This window comes from Psychrobacter okhotskensis (assembly GCF_965638355.1).
Taxonomy (GTDB): domain Bacteria; phylum Pseudomonadota; class Gammaproteobacteria; order Pseudomonadales; family Moraxellaceae; genus Psychrobacter; species Psychrobacter okhotskensis.
This window is the reverse complement of record NZ_OZ281822.1, coordinates 427,379-447,186: the sequence shown is the minus strand read 5'-3', so window position 1 is coordinate 447,186 and position 19,808 is coordinate 427,379. Positions and strand designations below refer to the sequence as shown.

The 19,808-nt window shown below is 45.0% G+C and carries 15 protein-coding genes; 7 read left to right on the top strand and 8 right to left on the bottom strand.

Features of this window, described 5'->3' with window-relative positions; genetic code table 11:
- Positions 1 to 11 precede the first annotated feature (11 nt).
- A complete protein-coding gene (locus ACSUPM_RS01885) occupies positions 12 to 1,067 on the top strand; it encodes a type IV pilus twitching motility protein PilT (protein WP_201566133.1) in 1,056 nt (351 codons plus the stop codon).
- A 160-nt stretch (positions 1,068 to 1,227) separates the two neighbouring features.
- On the top strand, positions 1,228 to 2,349 hold the full coding sequence (locus tag ACSUPM_RS01880; RefSeq protein ID WP_025651703.1) for a PilT/PilU family type 4a pilus ATPase: 1,122 nt from the start codon (positions 1,228 to 1,230) through the stop codon (positions 2,347 to 2,349).
- A gap of 101 nt (positions 2,350 to 2,450) precedes the next feature.
- Here the strand turns inward: ACSUPM_RS01880 and fur are convergent, their stop codons facing one another.
- Positions 2,451 to 2,885, bottom strand: coding sequence for a ferric iron uptake transcriptional regulator (gene fur, locus ACSUPM_RS01875; RefSeq protein WP_025651704.1), 435 nt, complete (start codon positions 2,883 to 2,885; stop codon positions 2,451 to 2,453).
- Between the two features lie 325 nt (positions 2,886 to 3,210).
- On the opposite strand from fur, the gene ACSUPM_RS01870 reads away from it, so the two are divergent.
- Positions 3,211 to 3,630, top strand: a complete 420-nt coding sequence (locus ACSUPM_RS01870) for an outer membrane protein assembly factor BamE (protein WP_201566150.1) — start codon at positions 3,211 to 3,213, stop codon at positions 3,628 to 3,630.
- An 85-nt stretch (positions 3,631 to 3,715) separates the two neighbouring features.
- Here ACSUPM_RS01870 and ACSUPM_RS01865 read toward each other — a convergent pair whose 3' ends face one another.
- The 4 genes from ACSUPM_RS01865 to ACSUPM_RS01850 form a co-directional block, all read right to left on the bottom strand.
- Positions 3,716 to 4,024 carry an RnfH family protein gene (locus tag ACSUPM_RS01865; RefSeq protein ID WP_436880142.1) on the bottom strand — a complete coding sequence of 103 codons (309 nt, stop codon included), beginning with the start codon at positions 4,022 to 4,024 and terminating at the stop codon, positions 3,716 to 3,718.
- Positions 4,025 to 4,095: 71 nt separating this feature from the next.
- Entirely contained in the window at positions 4,096 to 5,238 is a 1,143-nt protein-coding gene (locus ACSUPM_RS01860; protein WP_201566131.1) for a hypothetical protein, read from the bottom strand.
- Positions 5,239 to 5,472: 234 nt separating this feature from the next.
- Entirely contained in the window at positions 5,473 to 6,141 is a 669-nt protein-coding gene (locus ACSUPM_RS01855; protein WP_025651708.1) for a c-type cytochrome, read from the bottom strand.
- 361 nt (positions 6,142 to 6,502) lie between these two features.
- Positions 6,503 to 6,838, bottom strand: coding sequence for a c-type cytochrome (locus ACSUPM_RS01850; RefSeq protein ID WP_101210784.1), 336 nt, complete (start codon positions 6,836 to 6,838; stop codon positions 6,503 to 6,505).
- A 392-nt stretch (positions 6,839 to 7,230) separates the two neighbouring features.
- Between ACSUPM_RS01850 and yihA the strand changes: the two genes are divergently transcribed.
- Positions 7,231 to 8,004, top strand: coding sequence for a ribosome biogenesis GTP-binding protein YihA/YsxC (gene yihA / locus ACSUPM_RS01845; RefSeq protein WP_025651710.1), 774 nt, complete (start codon positions 7,231 to 7,233; stop codon positions 8,002 to 8,004).
- A gap of 104 nt (positions 8,005 to 8,108) precedes the next feature.
- On the opposite strand, the gene ACSUPM_RS01840 is transcribed toward yihA, so the two are convergent.
- Complete coding sequence (locus ACSUPM_RS01840; RefSeq protein ID WP_201575819.1) at positions 8,109 to 8,777, bottom strand: HAD-IA family hydrolase; 669 nt, start codon at positions 8,775 to 8,777, stop codon at positions 8,109 to 8,111.
- A 147-nt stretch (positions 8,778 to 8,924) separates the two neighbouring features.
- Complete coding sequence (locus tag ACSUPM_RS01835) at positions 8,925 to 9,935, bottom strand: RluA family pseudouridine synthase (protein WP_201566129.1); 1,011 nt, start codon at positions 9,933 to 9,935, stop codon at positions 8,925 to 8,927.
- A 1,241-nt stretch (positions 9,936 to 11,176) separates the two neighbouring features.
- On the opposite strand from ACSUPM_RS01835, the gene ACSUPM_RS01830 reads away from it, so the two are divergent.
- A complete protein-coding gene (locus tag ACSUPM_RS01830; protein ID WP_201575821.1) occupies positions 11,177 to 15,544 on the top strand; it encodes an Rne/Rng family ribonuclease in 4,368 nt (1,455 codons plus the stop codon).
- Positions 15,545 to 15,769: 225 nt separating this feature from the next.
- On the opposite strand, the gene ACSUPM_RS01825 is transcribed toward ACSUPM_RS01830, so the two are convergent.
- The gene (locus ACSUPM_RS01825) at positions 15,770 to 16,699 is read right to left on the bottom strand and encodes a DUF808 domain-containing protein (RefSeq protein ID WP_201575830.1); all 930 of its coding nucleotides are present in this window, start codon (positions 16,697 to 16,699) and stop codon (positions 15,770 to 15,772) included.
- Between the two features lie 415 nt (positions 16,700 to 17,114).
- Here ACSUPM_RS01825 and ACSUPM_RS01820 point away from each other — a divergent pair, with 415 nt between their 5' ends.
- Together ACSUPM_RS01820 and ACSUPM_RS01815 are read left to right on the top strand one after the other, a co-directional pair.
- A complete protein-coding gene (locus ACSUPM_RS01820) occupies positions 17,115 to 17,975 on the top strand; it encodes a DsbC family protein (protein WP_436880141.1) in 861 nt (286 codons plus the stop codon).
- A 318-nt stretch (positions 17,976 to 18,293) separates the two neighbouring features.
- Entirely contained in the window at positions 18,294 to 19,655 is a 1,362-nt protein-coding gene (locus ACSUPM_RS01815) for a homoserine dehydrogenase (protein ID WP_025651716.1), read from the top strand.
- Positions 19,656 to 19,808 lie beyond the last annotated feature (153 nt).

The window sequence follows — 19,808 nt, the reverse complement described above, 5'->3', positions numbered from 1 at the left end:
AATGCCTGATTATGGCTGAAAAAAACAATCTAAGCATCGAAGATCTGCTGCGTTTTACGGTCAAACATAAAGCGTCGGATTTACATATTTCAGCCGGCATGCCAGCGATGATTCGGGTCGACGGTGAGATGACGCGCATCAATATGCCAACGATGACACATCAAGTGGTGCATCAACTTATTTATGACATCATGAATGATAAGCAGCGCGCTGACTTTGAAGAGTTTTATGAGACGGATTTTTCTTTTGAAATTCCTAACTTAGCACGTTTTCGGGTTAACGCTTTTAACCAAAATCGCGGTGCCGGTGCTGTCTTTCGTACCATTCCTTCCAAAGTTCTGACCATGGAAGACTTGGGTATGGGTGAAGTGTTTAAACGCGTCTCCGACTTCAAGCGTGGCGTCGTGCTAGTAACAGGTCCGACAGGCTCAGGCAAGTCAACGACCCTAGCGGCTATGATTGATTATATCAATGAGAGCCGTAAAGAGCATATTTTGACCATCGAAGACCCGATTGAATTTGTCCATGAATCTAAAAAAAGTCTGATTAACCAACGCGAAGTACACCGTGATACCTTGGGTTTTGAGCCAGCGCTACGTTCAGCATTGCGTGAAGATCCCGATGTTATCCTCGTCGGCGAGCTACGTGACCTTGAGACCATTCGACTTGCGCTCACAGCTGCTGAGACGGGGCACTTAGTCTTTGGTACCCTGCATACCAGCTCAGCGGCTAAGACCATTGACCGCGTGATTGACGTATTCCCTGCGGCCGAAAAAGACATGATTCGCGCCATGCTGTCAGAGTCGCTACAAGCGGTAATCTCACAGACTCTATTGCGTCGCCAAACTGGGGGACGGATTGCCGCGCATGAAATTATGCTGGGTACGCCAGCGATTCGTAACTTGATTCGTGAGAATAAAATTGCCCAGATGTACTCGGCTATCCAGACAGGGGCTGGCGATGGCATGATTACCCTAGATCAAACGCTTAAGAACCTTGTGACCAAAGGCACGATTAGCAAAGACGTTGCTCGTCCTTATGCCAAACAGCCTGAAGCATTTTTATAGTTATAGTATTGCTGATTGGTTGACACTTCCTATTTGATGAAAATCCCTAATAGTCAGTGATTTTTTTACACCTTATTTGTTTTTAATGATCATGATGACTGATCTTTAAAAATTGATATTAGACAATTTTTAATCGATTTACATCGAATGCAGGTACGATATGGATATTGATAAATTATTACAGTTGATGATCAATAAAAACGGCTCCGACCTTTTTATTACCGCTGATGTAGCGCCTTCCATGAAAATAAATGGCAAGATTCTACCGGTTGGTAAGACGCCTCTGAGCGCTGAACAAACCATGAAATTGGTTAAAGGTGTGATGACAGCAGGCCAACGCCAAGAGTTCGAAGAGACCAATGAGTGTCAATTTGCCATTACTGATGAAGCGCAGCAAGCACGCTTTCGAGTCAGTGCCTTTATACAGCGCGATATGGCAGGCATGATTTTACGGAAAATCGAAAATAAGATCCCAACCGTCGAAGAGCTACGTCTGCCGCCAGCGTTAAAAGAGCTGGCCATGAAAAAACGCGGTATTATCTTATTGGTCGGCGCAACTGGTACGGGTAAATCGACCACCTTGGCTGCCATGATCGGTCACCGTAACCAAAACTCTCATGGTCATATTATTACCATCGAAGACCCGATTGAATTTGTCCACAAACATCGTGGTTGTATCATTACTCAGCGGGAGGTCGGTATCGATACTCACTCCTTTGAGGCCGGTCTAAAGAACACCTTGCGCCAAGCGCCAGACGTTATTTTGATTGGTGAGATTCGTAACCGCGAGGTCATGAGTTATGCGATCCAATATGCAGAAACAGGCCATTTGGTATTTGCTACTTTGCACGCCAACAATGCCAACCAAGCAATTGACCGTATCATTCACTTTTTTGAAACCAGTCGCCACAATCAGTTGTTTATGGATTTGTCGCTGAACTTGCAAGCCATTATCGCCCAGCAATTGATTCCAACCCCAGACGGTAAAGGTCGACGGGCAGCTATTGAGATTTTATTAAACTCACAACTGATCAGCGACTATATCCGTAAAGGCGAAGTGCACGAAATCAAAGATGTCATGACGCGCTCGCGTGACAGCGGCATGCAAACCTTTGACCAAGCACTCTTTGACTTGTATGAGCATGGCGAAATCACTTATAAAGAAGCGATATTGCACGCCGACTCCCCCAATGATCTGCGCTTAAAAATCAAACTCAGCAGCAAAAATAGTAACGCCAATTTAGACGAAGGTGCTGATAGCTTGTCCTTAGACGTCAGCTAATCTGTAGCAAATAAGTCAGTCAATAAAAAAACAGCCCTCAATCATGAGGGCTGTTTTTTGCATGCATTAATATCAGCATCTATTAAGTGGTCATATAGCCATTATTTTGCGCTGTCGCGACATTCTTGATTGTTACAAATGCCATATAGTACCAATGAATGACCCGATAGCTTAAAGCCATGCTCAGCGGCGACTTTGATTTGTTCTTCTTCAATAGTTTCATTATGAAACTCAATAATCTTGCCGCAAACGTCACAAACCAGATGATCATGATGCTCTGCTTGGGTAATCTCAAACACAGATAAATTGTTTTCAAAGTTATGGCGCTCAACAATCCCTGCTTGTTCAAACTGGGTCAGTACGCGATAGACGGTCGCTAGCCCTACATCTTCACCTTGCTCAATCAGTGCTTTGTAGACCTCTTCTGCACTCATATGATGCAGCTCTGCGCGCTCAAGCAACTCTAAAATTTTGATACGCGGTAACGTTATTTTTAATCCTGCTTTACGTAAATCTTGATTGGTAAAAGAAGCCATAATATCCCTTCTGACTGTTAAGTCTTAGCAAATAAAAACTAAAGAACATGAGGTAAATAATCGCCAATGATTATTATTAATTAAATACTAAAAATTCAAATAGCCCTAAACTGGCTTATCTTGCGAAAATTTTTAGCATGGTTAGCGTGGTTAAACCTCACCGCAAGTCTATGAATTTGAAATATAAAACATCCAATACGTGAGGTAGTGTTTGGTAAATAATGTCGTAAGTGGTAGGCAATTGCAAGTAAATGACGTATCATTTGTCCAAGATTGTCGGCAAGACCAGCAGCAACGCTTCTTGACCGCACCTAATCCATTTTTTATGAGTCATCTTACCATGATAAAGACATTAAATTTTCGTCCGTTAAGCCGCGCAAGCGCATTACGCAAGATTGTCCTGACCGGTATGCTTAGTGCCTCGGTTGTGATGTCTGGCTGCTCATTAATGAGTGTGTATAAGATTGATTTGCCACAAGGGACTGCGATTACCCAAGTGCAAGCACAAAAACTGCAAGTGGGCATGAACCAAAACCAAGTCCTTTATATTTTGGGCAGCCCAGCGATTAAAGATACGCTAGAGCCTAAACGTTGGGACTATATTTACGATTATAAAGCGGGCACAGAAGGTAAACGTAAAGGCATCGCTAATGTCAAAAACGCTAGCCAACATTTAGTGGTGTATTTTGATGATAACGGCTTGGTCAGTCGCATCGAAGGTATCGAAACCCTGCCTGCCCAATAATTCTGATGTAAATTTAGGCTTATTGGTTGTTAGTCTCAAAATGGCAGACTTGATAACGCTTAAGCTTAACGGTTCGGCTAAATGATTAACCTCGAGACTTACTTTTGCGCTGAGACATAGGATCAGCGCTTAAGCTGCGATAGACTTCTATCCGGTCAAACGGCTGCAATTGATAGTTTAGCGGCTGCTTTTGGGCGTAGATACCTACATGCCAACGCTTAGCCGCTGGTGCTGTCACATGTACCACTTCCTCACACCACGTTGCCAATGCTGGAAATTGCATCAACCAGCCTGCTTGCGCGAGTGCCTCATACAAAGTAGTGCCCTCAGCGACTGACAACGTCAGATAATGTTGACGCTGCGCCTCTTCAGCATATGCCAGATATACTGTCATGAACGCGCTCCGCTTAGACTGGGCCACAGTATTACTGTTACGAGTATGGTTAAATTCAACCGCATCAGCCGTTAGCTCAACCACTGCATCACCCAGCCTATTAATGCCAATAGCAATGCCACTGGTACAATGAGACGTATCGCTACCCGCCATAGGTTATAGAACGCTTCATTGCCAAAGTTTAGAGACTTGCGTAAATGGCTTATCTTCATCTGCCAGCCGGCGAAAATCGACAACAACAATACCGTGATACTACTGATAATAACCAGTATACCTACTAGCCATGTAGTCGGTATAACGAGGACTAGTACCAGCGCTACCACAAAAGTTATCATCAAGCTAACCAACAGTCCAAACTTATGCGCCAACTGCTGTGCACTATAATGTAGCAAGTAGCTCGCCACAAACACCACCCCTAGCCAATAAATCAGTTGTCCGATCGGCGGTAGTGCCATGCCACTGATGAATAATGCTACAACGCCAACCAATAACTGTAATATCCATATAGGCAATACCAGCTTGGTCGCCCGATATTCTTGATTGGCACGAGTGCGTGCTGGCTTTTGCGCATTGATATTGTCTACCTCTACCGCTGTGACGACTTGCTTGGTTGATAAATGTTGACCGAACCAATACAGTCCTGTACCCGCCCCCACACTGACTAGCGCTAAAGCAACCGCGCGCGCCCATTCACTTAAGCTGATACCCGTCATCGCAAAGTCAATATTCGGCAAACCATTCGCCACCCCTAGCAGCAAGCCGACGAGCATTAATCCTAAGCCAATCGGTAAAGGCGTAACACCGAGTAAGCTTAATAAGACGGCGATGACCATCAATCCCGCAGCGATAGCAAAGCTTGGAATGTCAGGTGCACTATTAATATCGCTAAGCGCTGATACAATACCCGTGCTAGCGCCCGATATGACTAACGCGGCAATAATAATCGAAACTAGGGCTGCCAACCAACCAAAGCTTCGCCATAACGGACTGGCATCAGCCTCACGAGTGAGTTTCTGCATACCTGCCAACGGGGCATCGACACTACGATAAGCGAGCGCAATCTCAGCATATACCACTGGCAGTGAGACCAATAGCATTGCCAACAGCCAAAGTAACCAAAAGTCAATCTCACCAATGGACGCAGGCGCAAACCAGCGAAACAACAATAGTGGTAGCAACGCGGCGATAAAATAAGAAGCATAGCGGATCATCATAATCTAAATCCAAACGATCTAAAGTGAATAACGATAATTTATAACCCTCTGTACAATACACAGGTCTGTTTAATATAAGGGACTATCTAATATAAGGGACTAGCAGTTATAAAAAAACCCCGAAATCGGGGTTTAATAACTAAATAATGGCTGACACCTAAGCGACGGTTCCATAGCAAGGTGCTATCTATGATACAGCCAATTTATAATATAGCCGACGCTAAGCAATATCACTTAGTGAACGGCGCTCACATAGTCGGCCAAAATACGGATATCGCGATCTGACAGCTTAGAAGCTACTGTCTGCATCATACCCTTTTCGCCTTCTTTCGCTGCATCGTTAGCACGCTTTTGATCATCGCTTGCGATATCATCTTCGCGGCCAGCGGCACGGAACAGTTTTAGCTGAGTCGCAATATATTGCGAGTGTTGTCCACCTAAACGTGGAAACGCCGCCCAAGTATTACCGGCCGCATCTGGACCATGACAACCTGCACAACCAATAATGCCACGAGATTTGTCACCACCTAAAAACAGCTTGGTCGCTTCTTGGTTAGTCGCTGGATTACCGAAGCCAACACCCCAAGGTGCTTGGCTTGCATAATAGCCTGCCACATTGGCCAAGTCTTGTTGCGACAAATTCGCCACTTGCGACTGCATAATACCGTTTTTGCGGTAGCCTGCTTTAAAATTGACCAACTGCTTATAGAGATACTTAACATTTTGGCCGCCTAAATTAGGCTGAGCAGGAACAACACTGACACCGTCAACACCATGACAAGCTGCACAGACTGTTTCTGCAATTTGCTTGCCGGCGTTAACGTCATATTCGGGAACAACAATAGCAGCTTGTACGCTGAAACTTGCAACGCATAAACTGGCAGCAGCGATTAACTTTTTCATTGATACAAATCCTACTAGCTCGGCGTAAGCATTATTTAGAGTGGTTGCATCGACGAGCCCATTGATATACGTCGCGCTACTATTTAGCGAGTTCAGCATATATCTTATGGACTTGTTACAAGCAGTCTGAAAGTACTTACTAACATCAGGGTTTATTTTGGATTATTATAGCAAGACTTTATAGTATTTGCCTACTTAATCCCTAATTAATACCTACTCAGTCACAGTAGCCAATGGTTTTTCTATTGGTGCTACCACAGAAAACTGCCTGAAAAATAAAAAGCGCATGAGGGGTATGCCCCTAGCGCTTTATTATATCCGTCTAAAATTTTGGTCAGGCACCTGCTATTTATGCGTTTTGCTATTTACTCATATAGTCAATCAGCTTGCGATAGTCATCATTACTACAGTTATCACAGAGTCCGCCAGCTGGCATCTGTGTCATACCACTTTTGACTGAGTTGATCAGAGCTGGCATGCCTTTTTGTTGGATGAGCTGCTGCCACTTAGCACTGTCGCCTTTTTTGATAGCATTCAACGCGCCACTATCGTGACAAGCCGCACATGAGTTATTATAGGTCGTAGCAATATCAGCAGCACCGGCACTGGTTGTCATTGCCGTTGTCAGGATGAGCGCTGCGCCGCTACCTGCTAACAGACGGCAGGTTTTGGTAAAAAGTGTGGTGATTGAAGACATGGGACACCCCCTTATGTGTTTTTCAGACGTTTAATTTAATATTTGCTTAGTTAAATACGATCTTAAACGTTTTTCATTAAACATTGTAACAATATATGTCGACTTAATATACATGAATCGAGTTTGGCTTTCGTAACGCCTTTATTGTGCTGTAAAGAACTTTCGCTAAGCGCTACTACGCTTTAATGGTATGCTGTCGTTTATATGAGACTAATCGCCATCATTTCAATAAGTAAGACGGTTAATAGTATAGAATAGTCACTAATTTGAGACGATCATTGCTATCAGCCTTAGCCACTCGCGTTTTATTTATTCGATGCGCCGCTTGAACGATTAGCCAACCCCCAACTCTCACTACCGTATCCAATTTTTTGCAGATTAATGAGCCATTTATGAGTACCCCGTTTACAGATGTCGCCGCCGAACATGCGGTGTTTAATACCAAATCGCGCCAACGAATTCAGCAAACTGAGTTTATGACGTCAGCACCTACGTTTCGCCTTTGTCCGCCTGATGTCGGGTTAGAGGTTGCTTTTGCAGGACGCTCAAACGCGGGTAAGTCCTCGGCTATCAATGCATTGACCAACCAGCGGCAGTTGGCGCGCTCGTCCAAGACGCCTGGGCGTACGCAGATGATTAACTTTTTTAGTATTGGTGACAAGCACAGACGTCTGGTTGATTTACCAGGCTATGGTTATGCTGCCGTGCCGCTGGAGATGAAAAAAGAATGGCAGGTCGAATTGGAAGAATACCTGGTATCGCGCTCAAGCCTAGCAGGTTTGGTGTTGATGACAGATATTCGTCATCCGCTCAAATTCTTTGATGAGCAAATGCTATTTTGGGCCAAAGAAGGTGATCTACCTGTCCATATTTTGCTGACTAAAGCGGATAAATTGAAATATGGCGCTTCTAAAAACGCCTTACTCAATACCCGTAAAAGACTAAAAAAGTTAGGTCTTAAATGCACCATTCAACTGTTTTCTGCCTTAAGAAAAGAAGGGCTTGATGAATTGGCTGGGGTAATGGGCAATTGGTATGAGTACCAGCTTAGTGATGACAAAATCATTGAATCTTCTTTTAATCTGCTTGATGATGAGCCACTTACAGAAGAAGATATGTTCGAAGATAATGAGCAGCCTAACCATGAGTTGCCAACTGATAAGTAAATAGCAGAGTATTAGTAGTACTTCATAAAAGTTGATAAAAAAAAGGGTGTATCGTTAATAGCGATACACCCTTTTTTGCTGTCATGTATTTGTTCACATTGATTCTAGCCGCACAACAGTTTCGCTAATTCTTGCGGTGTCTCTACCTGATAAGTGGGTAACTGAGCAGCCAGTTCGGCGCTGGATGCGGTACCATAGTTGACAGCAATGCTAGTCATACCCAGCTTATTTGCCATTTGAATATCATAGATACTGTCACCGATGAATACCGCGCCTGATATTGGCTGCTGCGTATGATTCAAGATGTCGGTCAGCATTTGTGGATCAGGTTTTGAGCCTGACTCATCAGCACAGCGGGTAATGTCAAAATAATCATGACTTGCCGAAGCATCCAATACGCGATCCAGTCCGCGCCGCTTTTTGCCAGTAGCCACGGCAAGCTTACGACCCTGCTGTTGCAAAGTCTTTAGCATGGCCTCCGTAGGGGCAAAGAACGGTGTGCGATGGCTATTTGGAATATAGTAGTCAGCGTAGCTTTGCTGAATGGCCAGCTTTTGCGTGTTACTTGCCTGTGGATACAAAATCTCAATACCGTTCATCAGGCTAAGACCAATGATGTCTTTGACTGCTTGATCAGTCGTGTGAAAGCCATGCGCCTCTCCAGCCACATGCATAGACTCAACGATTAGACCAATTGAATCCATCAACGTACCGTCCCAATCAAAAATAACTAGCGTCTTATCAGCTAAGCCATGATCAGACTGTTCACTCATAAATTTGCCTTGGTAAATGGTGTGCATTTATTACAGATACTAAAACGTCACGCCGACTTATTAATACAAATCAATAAGTGAGCATGACGTTTAGGGTTAACACTTAATACTGGCTACACTTTAACATGGAGCGCAAAGCGGTCAAGTTTATTCAGGCAACTTGGTTTGCTCTGGTAGCCAATCAGCCATCTCATCTGGTAATGGTGCGGTAATAGTCTTATAACCCGGAATATCTAAGCGCCATGCATGCAAGCACAGACGATGCACGCCAGATTTGTCATGGACGTTATACTTATCGTCACCTAGGAGAGCGTGACCCAGATGAGCCAAATGCACCCGGATTTGATGGGTACGACCCGTTAGTGGCTTCGCTTCGATTAAGCTGACCGGCTGACCGGCAATCATAAAACGGCCATGCACGATAATATCTGTCTGGCTTTCTTTAGATTGAGGATCCTGCGCATCTACTTTCACGCGGCGCTCACCACTAGCCAGTGTATAGCGTAGCAATGGTGCATCGATACGTTGCTCATTCAGGGCAGGCTGACCCTTAGCAATGCATAGATAATGCTTTTGGATGGTTTTGTCGACGAGATGCTGCTGCAAGGTTTTCAGCGCTGAGCGCTTCTTGGAAATCATCAGCAGACCTGAGGTATCTTTATCGATGCGATGAATCAGCTCTAGGTATTTTTTACCAGTCACTTCACGCATGGCTTCGATAACGCCAAAATCAAGGCCGCTGCCACCATGTACGGCAATACCAGAAGGCTTATTGAGCACTAGCAGACCATCGTCTTCATAGACCACTCGCGCCAATAAGCTATTGGCAAATTCAGTGCTGATAATGGGTTTTTCACGGGTCGCCAGCTGTACAGGAGCGATACGCACCACATCCTCACGCTGCACTCTATCGTGTGCTTTGCAGCGCTTATTATTAACTCGAATCTCATCTGAGCGAATCATTTTATAGATGTGCGACTTGGGCAGACCTTTTAGACGGTTCAATAAAAAGTTATCTAAGCGCTGGTCGTGCTGATGGCGAGTGACTTCAAGGTAATTGACCTTTTCAAAGTTACTAATCTCATCGTCGGCGCTTTGCGGGCGAGTTTTGCTATTGAAGATAGCAGGAGCTTCATGGGTAGTTGCGTCGTCAGTCATTTTGGAGTTTGTCATTTTTAGTTAGGTATTTACACAAAGATTTGTTATAGTTTAGCATGTTGAGCGCCAATTAAGCAGAGGTTGCGGCAATAATCGTTATTGTCTCAAACAACTTATCGCCATCTTTACTACTTGCTAGTAACGAGGCCTACATTGTACTTCAAGCTAATTTTGCACGCATCATCTAATTTTTAGGATAAAATGCCAATTAACACATGGCATAGCGTCCAGTAAACGGTATTTATACCAAATATAATCGCCTTGACCATGGTAGCAAACGCGCCCATGTATCAAGCGATAGCAGTACACAACTACTCATTTAACGCACGACCACGACTTGATTTTTAATCATGCAAGCGCGCGCAATTGAGCAAGTGATGGTAGTCCGATATTAAGAGTTTAGAGCTGCCTGAATATTGGCGGTCAAACAGATATAATAGATGTCATATAAAAGATATATACCCAATCGAGCGATTCGCCGATTACTATTCTGTTTGCCAAGTACGCCCCGCTGAGCAGCAGCGCAGTGGCACTCTTAAGGTCAGACACCAAAATACATAGATGTTATAAGTTAAAATAATAGATAAAACAATTGATTTGATTTGAGCTAATATTGAGAGGTTCGTTGAATTTAACGGTTTAGCGAATAAACCGAACAGCGAATGAATTGTGACCATGTGGCAAGCGCTTCGATAGACTCTTACAAAGTATATTACATGCCCTTCACCACTTTAGATGTTCATCATCTTGGTAAAACTTACGATGGCAAGGTGTTAATCGCCAAGCCTCTAGGCCGATAAAAACGGTTGACAGTCGGTGTCGATATTTTAGCGGTAGTTTTCAAGCCCTTAAAGTGTGACAGTAGATAATATTACAGCCTTACACCCTGTATCAGTAACTACTTAAAGCTCTCTGTTTGCTACGCTCAAACGCAGTCAATTCATTGTGAATTAATAGGCAATTTTTTTATATGTGCCACTTAATACGCTCTTTTATTTATTCAATTTTATCTGAGCACAATGCTGCTCTATCATCTGGTATTTTTAGCTAATCTTAATATTAGCGTCCCTTGCTACCACCGCTTCCTTACTTTGGTTATTATTATATTGATCACTGTCCAATTGGCAGTCTGAATAAATCGTTAATGTGGCTTGTTATAAAAGCCACTTACCATAAAAGTTTTTTCATTCAGAGTTTTTCAATATATTAGTCGTTGTCCTGTGTATTCATAGGATAATAGTATGAAACGCATTCTGATTAACGCCACTCAAAACGAAGAAATTCGTGTCGCCTTATGTAAAGGCAACCATCTTTACGATTTCGATTTAGAAAACCGTACCCGCGAACAAAAAAAATCTAACATCTATAAAGGCCACGTCACCCGTGTCGAGCCGTCGCTTGAAGCCGTGTTTGTCGAATATGGCTCACAGCGTCAAGGGTTTTTGCCTATTCGTGAGATTTCTGCCGAATACCTTAGCGGCAATCCACGTGATGAAAATATCAAAAAATTGATTAAAGAAGGCGATGAGCTCATCGTCCAAGTCGAAAAAGAAGAGCGCGGTAATAAAGGCGCTGCCCTATCGACTTATGTGTCATTAGCCGGACGTTATCTGGTATTGATGCCAAATAACCCTCGTGGCGGCGGTATCTCGCGTCAAATCTCGGGCAAATTGCGCGAAGATATGAAACGCATGCTAGGCGGGCTTGACTTGCCAAAAGGCATGAGCGTCATTATTCGTACTGCTGGTATTGGTAAAACTCAAGAAGATTTGCAACACGATTTAAACCATCTGCTCAATATCTGGCAAGCCATCCAAGAGCAAAACCAAAAATATCCATCACCGCGCTTGGTACATCAAGAAGCGGGCGTTGTTACTCGTGCCGTGCGTGATTATCTACGCGATGACATTGCTGAGATTTGGATCGATAACGAAAACGCTTATATAGAAGCGGCAGGCTTCATCGATGCGGTCATGCCAAAACAAGCTGAAAAACTGCGTAAATATACCGATTATGAGCCGATGTTTTCGCGCTTTAATATCGAAAAACAAATCGAAACTGCCTATCAGCGTGAAGTGCGCCTGCCATCAGGCGGCTCAATCGTTATCGATCAAACTGAAGCCTTGGTCTCTATCGATATCAACTCAGCCAAGTCGACCAAAGGCTCAGATGTCGCTGAGACGGCTTATCATACCAACTTAGAAGCCGCAGACGAGATTGCTCGTCAATTGCGTCTGCGTGATATGGGCGGCTTAATTGTCATTGATTTCATTGACATGAATGACAATAAGCACCAAAAAGAAGTGGAAAAACGTCTGATTGATGCCACCAAATATGACCGCGCGCGCGTGCAATTTGGAGATATCTCTAAGTTTGGTCTGATGGAGATGAGCCGTCAGCGTCTGCGTCCGTCATTAGAAGAGTCGACGGGTTATATCTGCCCGCGCTGTCATGGCAACGGTATGATTCGTGACTTGCGCTCGCTGTCACTATCGATTATGCGTCAGATTGAACAAATTGCGCTAAAAGAGCGTCAAGGTGAAGTGCAAGCCGAAGTACCGACTGATATCGCCGCTTTCTTATTAAATGAAAAGCGCGATGCCTTAGTTTATCTTGAGCAAGACAGTGGTACGCGTATCACCATCTTGCCGCACGCACATTTAGAGTCACCAAACTTTAAGCTACACTTTAACCGTGATGGCTTTGCGCCTTCAAGCTACGAGCGTATTACGGATACAGCCCAAGAACATAGTGATCTTGGCTACGAGGTTGACTGGCAAACTGCTGAGAAAGAGCGTCCCGAGCAGCAGCCGACCCGCCAGCCACGTCAAGTAGCAGACAATAGCGCCACAAGCCAAGCAGCTAACCGCGCACCTACTACTGCCCCAAGCGCAACTGAGCAACAGCAGACTAGCACCGTCAGTCATAGCAATGAGCGTCGTAATAATACGAATACGAACGCCAATAACGCTGTGTCAGCACGTGCACCACAAGACAATAAAGCGAGCGTTGCCGCGCCTGTAACCACTCAAGCTGCTAGTGTTGCAACGACTGTGCAGCCGCAAGCTGTGGCATGGTTGTCGAATCTATTTGCACAAGCCCCGCAGGCGCAAACAACCAATAGTGTCAGTAGTCGTGATGCCGCAGAAGCCATCGAAGCCCTCGTAAACAATGGTGGGCAAAGTTTAGGCTCTTTCGGACAAGTTGATAATAGCGCGTTGACTGGCAATGCCCAGAGCACATCGCAAACGACTCAACCAGAGAGCAGCCAAAAAAGCGATAACCAAGCGTCGAATACCAACGCTAACCGTCAGCAAGCACGTCGCAACACGGACAGTGATAATGACAGTGACGACAACAATGCTGAGGATAGAAGAAGACGTAAGCCGCGCAAATCAAGATCTTCTAAGCCGCATCAAAGAAAAGAGCAGCGTGACGAGACGAGCAATGATGATGTAGCCAACAATAATGCCGATAGCAGCGCTGCAACCAATACTGATGACAAGTCAGCTGATAGTAGCCAAGACAAACGTCAGCAGGACAATAGCAATAGACGCCCTAACGATCGTAACCGCAATAATCGTCAAGATAGCAACCGTAATAGTAATAACAACGGGCGTAACGACGGAAATCGCGATGATACTGAGCAAAAAGACAGTAACGAGGCAGCGGCAGCAGACGAGCAGACTCGCACTAAACGTAAGTCGAACGCTCAGCGTGCCTCACGCGGCAAGCTTGAGCGCGGCGATACACTAACAGCTGACAATGTTAAGCAAAACGCTCAGCAAACGGCTACCAGCGCTAGCAAGAACCAATCAAGCACACGCCGAAACCAAGACCCTAACGAAGTAGTGCTACAGGTCAATGAAGCAACCAATGAGCTTAAGACACCAGAAGTGGTGCACTTATCCTTAGATGACAGCAAGTCTACACAGACAACTCGTCAGTCAGCTGAAGAACAAAGCTCCGCGCGCGATACGACGAAAGACGAAGCAGCGAAAGAGCCTACAGACAATAGTCATACTCAGCAGAACGCTGCTAAAGAAAGTGTCCACCAGCAAAATAGCGCGGTGAAAAATACTGACAAGCATGGTACGAATGAGCACGGTACCAGTCAGCACGTTACCAGTCAGAAAAGTACTCAGGTGAAAAGTGCTCAGGTGAAAAGCGCTGAAGAAAAAATCACTGAAGAAAAAAGCGCTGATATAAAAAGTAACGCTAAACAGGATAATGAGTCTGTTAGTGAGACGCAAAAAGGCAATACCCAAGCCAATACTGGCAAAAGCAATGATGCAGAAGTGAGCACTACGGCAGATCAGGTGCAACAGGCTGCACCTACAGACGACCGTAAAGTCAATGACAAAACAGCATCGGTAGATGAGCAAACAGCGTCTAAAAACAGTGTTGACAGTCAAGCGGATAGTCAGAAGCCAGTCACTACTGAGGCAGCTAGCGTAGCAGCAGCACCAAGCGCACAAAAAACTGACGACGGCAATGCAACTACGCCCGCGACGGATACTAGCAACCCTAGTAACTCAGCGCTTGAGCTGACGCATGACGCATTGTTTGCCAAACGCTACGTGACAGCTAAGAAGTTCGGGCAAGCGAGCAATGACCCACGTGTCGTTCGTAGTCAGCAAGCGCAATCTGCTGAGCAGCCGCAAGCAACTGAGCAAGTAGTAACAAGCGCACCAAGCATTCGTGGTACAGTTGGTGACTTTGTTCGTAAGGCATTAACCGATGCAGAAAGTCGTTTAAAAAATGATGGTGTCATCAGCTGCTTTATTGCTGCTATCGAAGCACATACGCAGCAAGCCCAACCGGCTGTTAATGGCGCTAAGGTTGAACGCGATTCAAGCGAGAACAAAGGCGACGACAATGACTTTGCCACTCGTCGCTTTGACTTTAGCAACTACGGCTATCAACCTTTAGCCGCGGATTACCTTGCCCGCTTTGAAGCGATGACGCAAGCGGTCAGTCAGTTTGCGGCAGCGCAAGGCAAAACAGCCGTTGAGCCACGTGCTATTGGCAAACGTGCCAGCAACGATCCACGCGGTCAACATCCTGATTATCAGGAACCAGCGGTACTCACTATTGCTGATGAGCAAGCAGCGCAGCCAACCATGACCGCTAGCGAGCCAGTCACTGAGTCTAAGCAAGCTGGTAACGACGTGGATGCGCACAAGGTAGAAGCGACAGCCTTAGCCAATCAAACGCAGACATACGATATCACTGCTGAGAGCGAACAACTGCTAAAAGCAGAGCAAGCGCTAGAAGAGGCAAATGCCAGTGGCAATGGCAATGATAATAGCATTGACAATAAAACTGCTGATGTCAAAGATGTTGAGGCTGAGCAAGCAGAAACTGAGCAGCCTATAGTGGAGCAACTGACTAAAGAAGAAAGTCAGGCAGCTAAGTCAAAAACCACGATTGCCAGTTATAAAAACATGATTGAGAATGTGGCGGAGCAACTATTGCCACAAACAGGTATGTTTAATTTAACCACGCCAAAAGTACCAAAGGCGCGCAGCCGTAAGCCAAAGACTGACCATAAAAAGCCAACGCAAGCTGAAAAGCTAGAGTCTGGTGAGTCAGACAGCGAAAGCTAATTGTAGAGCCCAAAAGCAAAAGCCCCAAAGTTGTCAGCAACTTTGGGGCTTTTTTATTCTATAGGTTGCTTTAAGTCTTAACATTGATCGCTTATATGCATTATATTTAATGTATAGGCAAGGAATTTTAGAATCGCTACAAGGCGACCGACCGCAGATAGTACACTGAGTACATCTAAGGCGTGTAACACTGTAGCGATTTAAAAGTGCTCTGACTATAGCGCTTTAATGCGCAGAAGAAGCGTCTTTATCCTTACCGCGTATTTTGCCAATCATCGTCATAATGCCAACCATGATCACACCTACTACCAAGCCGACCAAACCATTTAGCAGCATTGTCGTCGCACTTTCAAATATGCCAGTCAGATGCGCCAAGTCTTCGACTTCATGATGCAAAAAGTCGATACCGTGTACCAGAATACCACCACCGACTAAGAACATCGCCAATGTCCCAGCGATAGTTAAAAACTTCATCAGCTTGGGTGCCGCCGATACCAAAAATTTACCGATTTTTTGCGTGACACTGCCTGATTTTTTCATCAGATAAAGACCCGCATCATCCATTCTGACGATACCAGCAACCAAGCCATATACCCCAACCGTGATCGCTATCGCAATAATGGAGAGTACCAAGCTTTTTTCTAGCAAGCTTGCCCCTGCAGCTGAGCCTAAGGCAATGACGATAATCTCAGCAGACAAAATAAAATCTGTCCGAATAGCGCCTTTGATTTTTTCTTTTTCAAAAGCAACAAGATCGATGGTTTCATCCGCATTGGCTTGCCGACGGGCATTTTGCTCCTCGTCGTGTGGTAAGACGTGAGGCCAAAACTTATGAATGACCTTTTCAGCGCCTTCATAGGCTAAGAATAGCCCGCCACACATCAGCAAAAACGTCACCAAGGGTGGATAAATGGTACTGATTAATAACGCGGCCGGTACTAAAATGAGCTTATTGATGAATGAACCTTTAGCGACGGCCCAAACCACTGGTAACTCGCGATTGGCTTTGACCCCTGTTACCTGCTCCGCATTCAGGGCTAAGTCATCACCTAGCACCCCTGCGGTTTTTTTGGCGGCCACCTTGGTCATGACCGAAACGTCATCGAGTATTACACTGATATCATCAAGTAGGGTTAACAAACTGGCACCTGCCATACGCACTCCTTAGTATAAATTCGCTTAGATTAGTAAATGTTTCAAAATGACAGTACTTCAAAATAAATGTTGCAACATAATAGTGATGTCATCATAAAAAGTGATTATAAGCAGTAGACTACCTATAGGTGCGACGATATGAAATAGTACAAATGTATTTTATTTTTTCAAATTTAACCGCCATCGATGCATTATGTTTATGATGGGTATAAAAATAGCCTTTAGAGGTTATTAAAAAAATTATGTTAATATAGCGTATATGATTACTTATCCTTTATGATTGATAAATGCGATAAAACCAGCCAATGTCGCCCTTCTTACCACACGACCTACTCGTCATGATGGGTCAGAGACCATACAAAGCCCTTTTATTATGAACCCTTTATTAGGCGTGACTGCCTAAAGGAAACACCCTATGTCCTTCTCTCCTTTTTCGAAAGCCGTGCTGACTGCTGCTAATTTTTCACGCAACCATTTATCTCGGGTCATGATGAGTGCCTTATTGGTCATCGTCGCGGCTGGCTGCTCAAACAATGCCGCCGATGCCACCAGTACTAATGCTAGCGTGGTTAATAGCTCTCAAGCCAAAACCAGCACTGCCCCAATCACGACTGAAAGCGACGCTGCTGTGGTTAAAGCACTACAAGCCAACTTAAACGCCTCTGGCATTGAAGAAAAAATCATCTCCGCCGTGCCGACTGATATGGATGATATCTATTGGGTCACCGCTGAAGGGCTGCCTGCTTTTTTTACCGACAAATCCGGCAAGCATATTATTCAAGGGCAAATCATTGCGGTTGGTGACGCTGCCCCCGTCGATATTAGCGCCGCCTTAGTCGCTGGTACTGCGCAAGAAGCGCTAAAAGCCGTCGATAAAAGCGAGATGATTATTTATCCTGCAAAAGGTGAAACCAAGGCTGTGGTCTACGCCTTTACCGATGCTGACTGTGGCTATTGTCGTAAGCTGCATTCAGAGATGGATGACATCAATGCACGCGGTATCGAGGTACGTTATCTCGCATGGCCACGTAGTCAGGAATCAGTGCCTAAAATGGAGGCGATTTGGTGCAGTGAGGATCGCAATGCTGCCATGAATCAGGCCAAAATAGGCGCAGATATCCAAGGGCCTAGCTGTAGCAATCCGGTGCAAGAGCATATGGCATTGGGCGCAAGACTTGGTGTGCGTGGTACGCCAGCGATATTTACTGAAGCAGGCGAACAAGTAGGTGGTTATCTCCCAGCCGCCGAGTTGGCTCAAGCAGTTGGTGCTATCTAAGCGAACGCAGGCTATTGAACGTAAGCTACTGAATTAAACGCGAGCGATTGATTCAGTAGCTGTTATATATTTTTGATATTGTTGACCACAGCGACATTGAGTAGACGTCACAAGCGCTTGTCGGTATGATACGATAAAGCGCAAGGCAACATCAGCCACATACTTTTTTATCTAAGCATTTTTTATCCCACTATAGTGAAGCAATGGCAAGACTGACATTAGGAAGATGAGCGCAGACCGTACGTTTAGTACCGTAAGCGCATCTGATACCGTAACAGCTGGTCATTGCTGCACTATATTTAACCTTTTGAGGATACTGTGAGCAACTCCATCAAACTAGCTATACTTGGTCTGGGCACCGTCGGAACGGGCGTGATCAACTTAATCAATGATAATTTAGATGAGCTAAAACGCCGTAGCGGACGCGATATTATTATTACCGAAGTCGGTACGCGCCGTCAGCGTGATGATATCGATCCCGATATTATGCAAAACAGTGATTTGATGGCCATTGCTGCCAGTGACAATGTCGATATCGTCATCGAAGTGATCGGCGGTACTACCCTCGCAAAAGACGTCATCATGCACGCTATCAAAAACGGCAAACATGTGGTGACGGCAAATAAAGCCTTGTTGGCTGAGCACGGCAATGAGATTTTTGCTTTCGCTGAAGCCAATAATGTCCACGTCGCTTATGAAGCGGCGGTCGCAGGTGGTATTCCAATCATCAAAGTGATGCGTGAAGCATTGGCTGCTAATAAAATCAATTGGTTGGCGGGTATCATTAATGGTACTGGCAACTTTATCATGACCGAAATGCGCGATAAAGGTCGTCCGTTTGCAGACGTGCTGAGTGAGGCGCAAGAGCTGGGTTATGCCGAAGCAGATCCTACTTTTGATGTCGAAGGCATTGATGCAGCGCACAAACTGGCCCTCCTCGCCTCGATTGCTTTTGGTATTCCGCTACAGTTTGATAAAGTCTACTGTGAAGGCATTACTGGTATCACCTTACAAGACGTCAACTATGCCGAAGAGCTTGGTTATCGTATCAAACACTTAGGCTTTGCGGTGCGCCGTGATAGCGGAGGCAGCAATGGCGACGATGCAGGTATTGAGCTACGCGTTCACCCCACACTGATTCCTCAAGATGCGCTACTAGCAAATGTGAATGGCGTAAAAAATGCGGTGTTGGTCAATTCGCACCCGCTTGGGCAGACGCTATATTGTGGTGATGGCGCTGGCGCTGGTGCTACGGCGTCTGCAGTAATGGCAGATGTGATGGACTTGGTTCGGGTATTGGGCAGCAAGGACAACGACGATCAAAGCAACAGTAATCAAAACAACCACGGCCACCATGTGCCGCACTTAGCTTTTATTCCTGAACAACTATCAGATACGCCTATCTTGCGTGCTGAGCAGATGATCACGGGCTATTATTTACGCGTTCATGCTTTTGACAATCCTGGCGTATTGGCTGATATCACTCGTATACTTAGCGATGCCGGTATCAACATCGATGCTATTTTACAAAAGCCTGCCCATAAGCTGGGTCAAGTACCCGTCATTATCTTGACGCTACCAGTGGTCGAGAGTCAGATGAATCTGGCCATTGAAAAAATTGAAAAGCTAAACACCATTACCGATAAAGTGGTTCGCATTCGTTTGGATGAGCTTGCTTAAGTTAGAAGCTTATCACTGGTTTTTAATAATGGCTGATTTTAGTCTTTTAAGACTTTGCTATAGATAATACTGTAGTCACATTCATGAGCCATTGTTTTAACCTTGAATAAAATCCAGCCGTACTTATATTATCGTTAACAGAAATGATTTTAG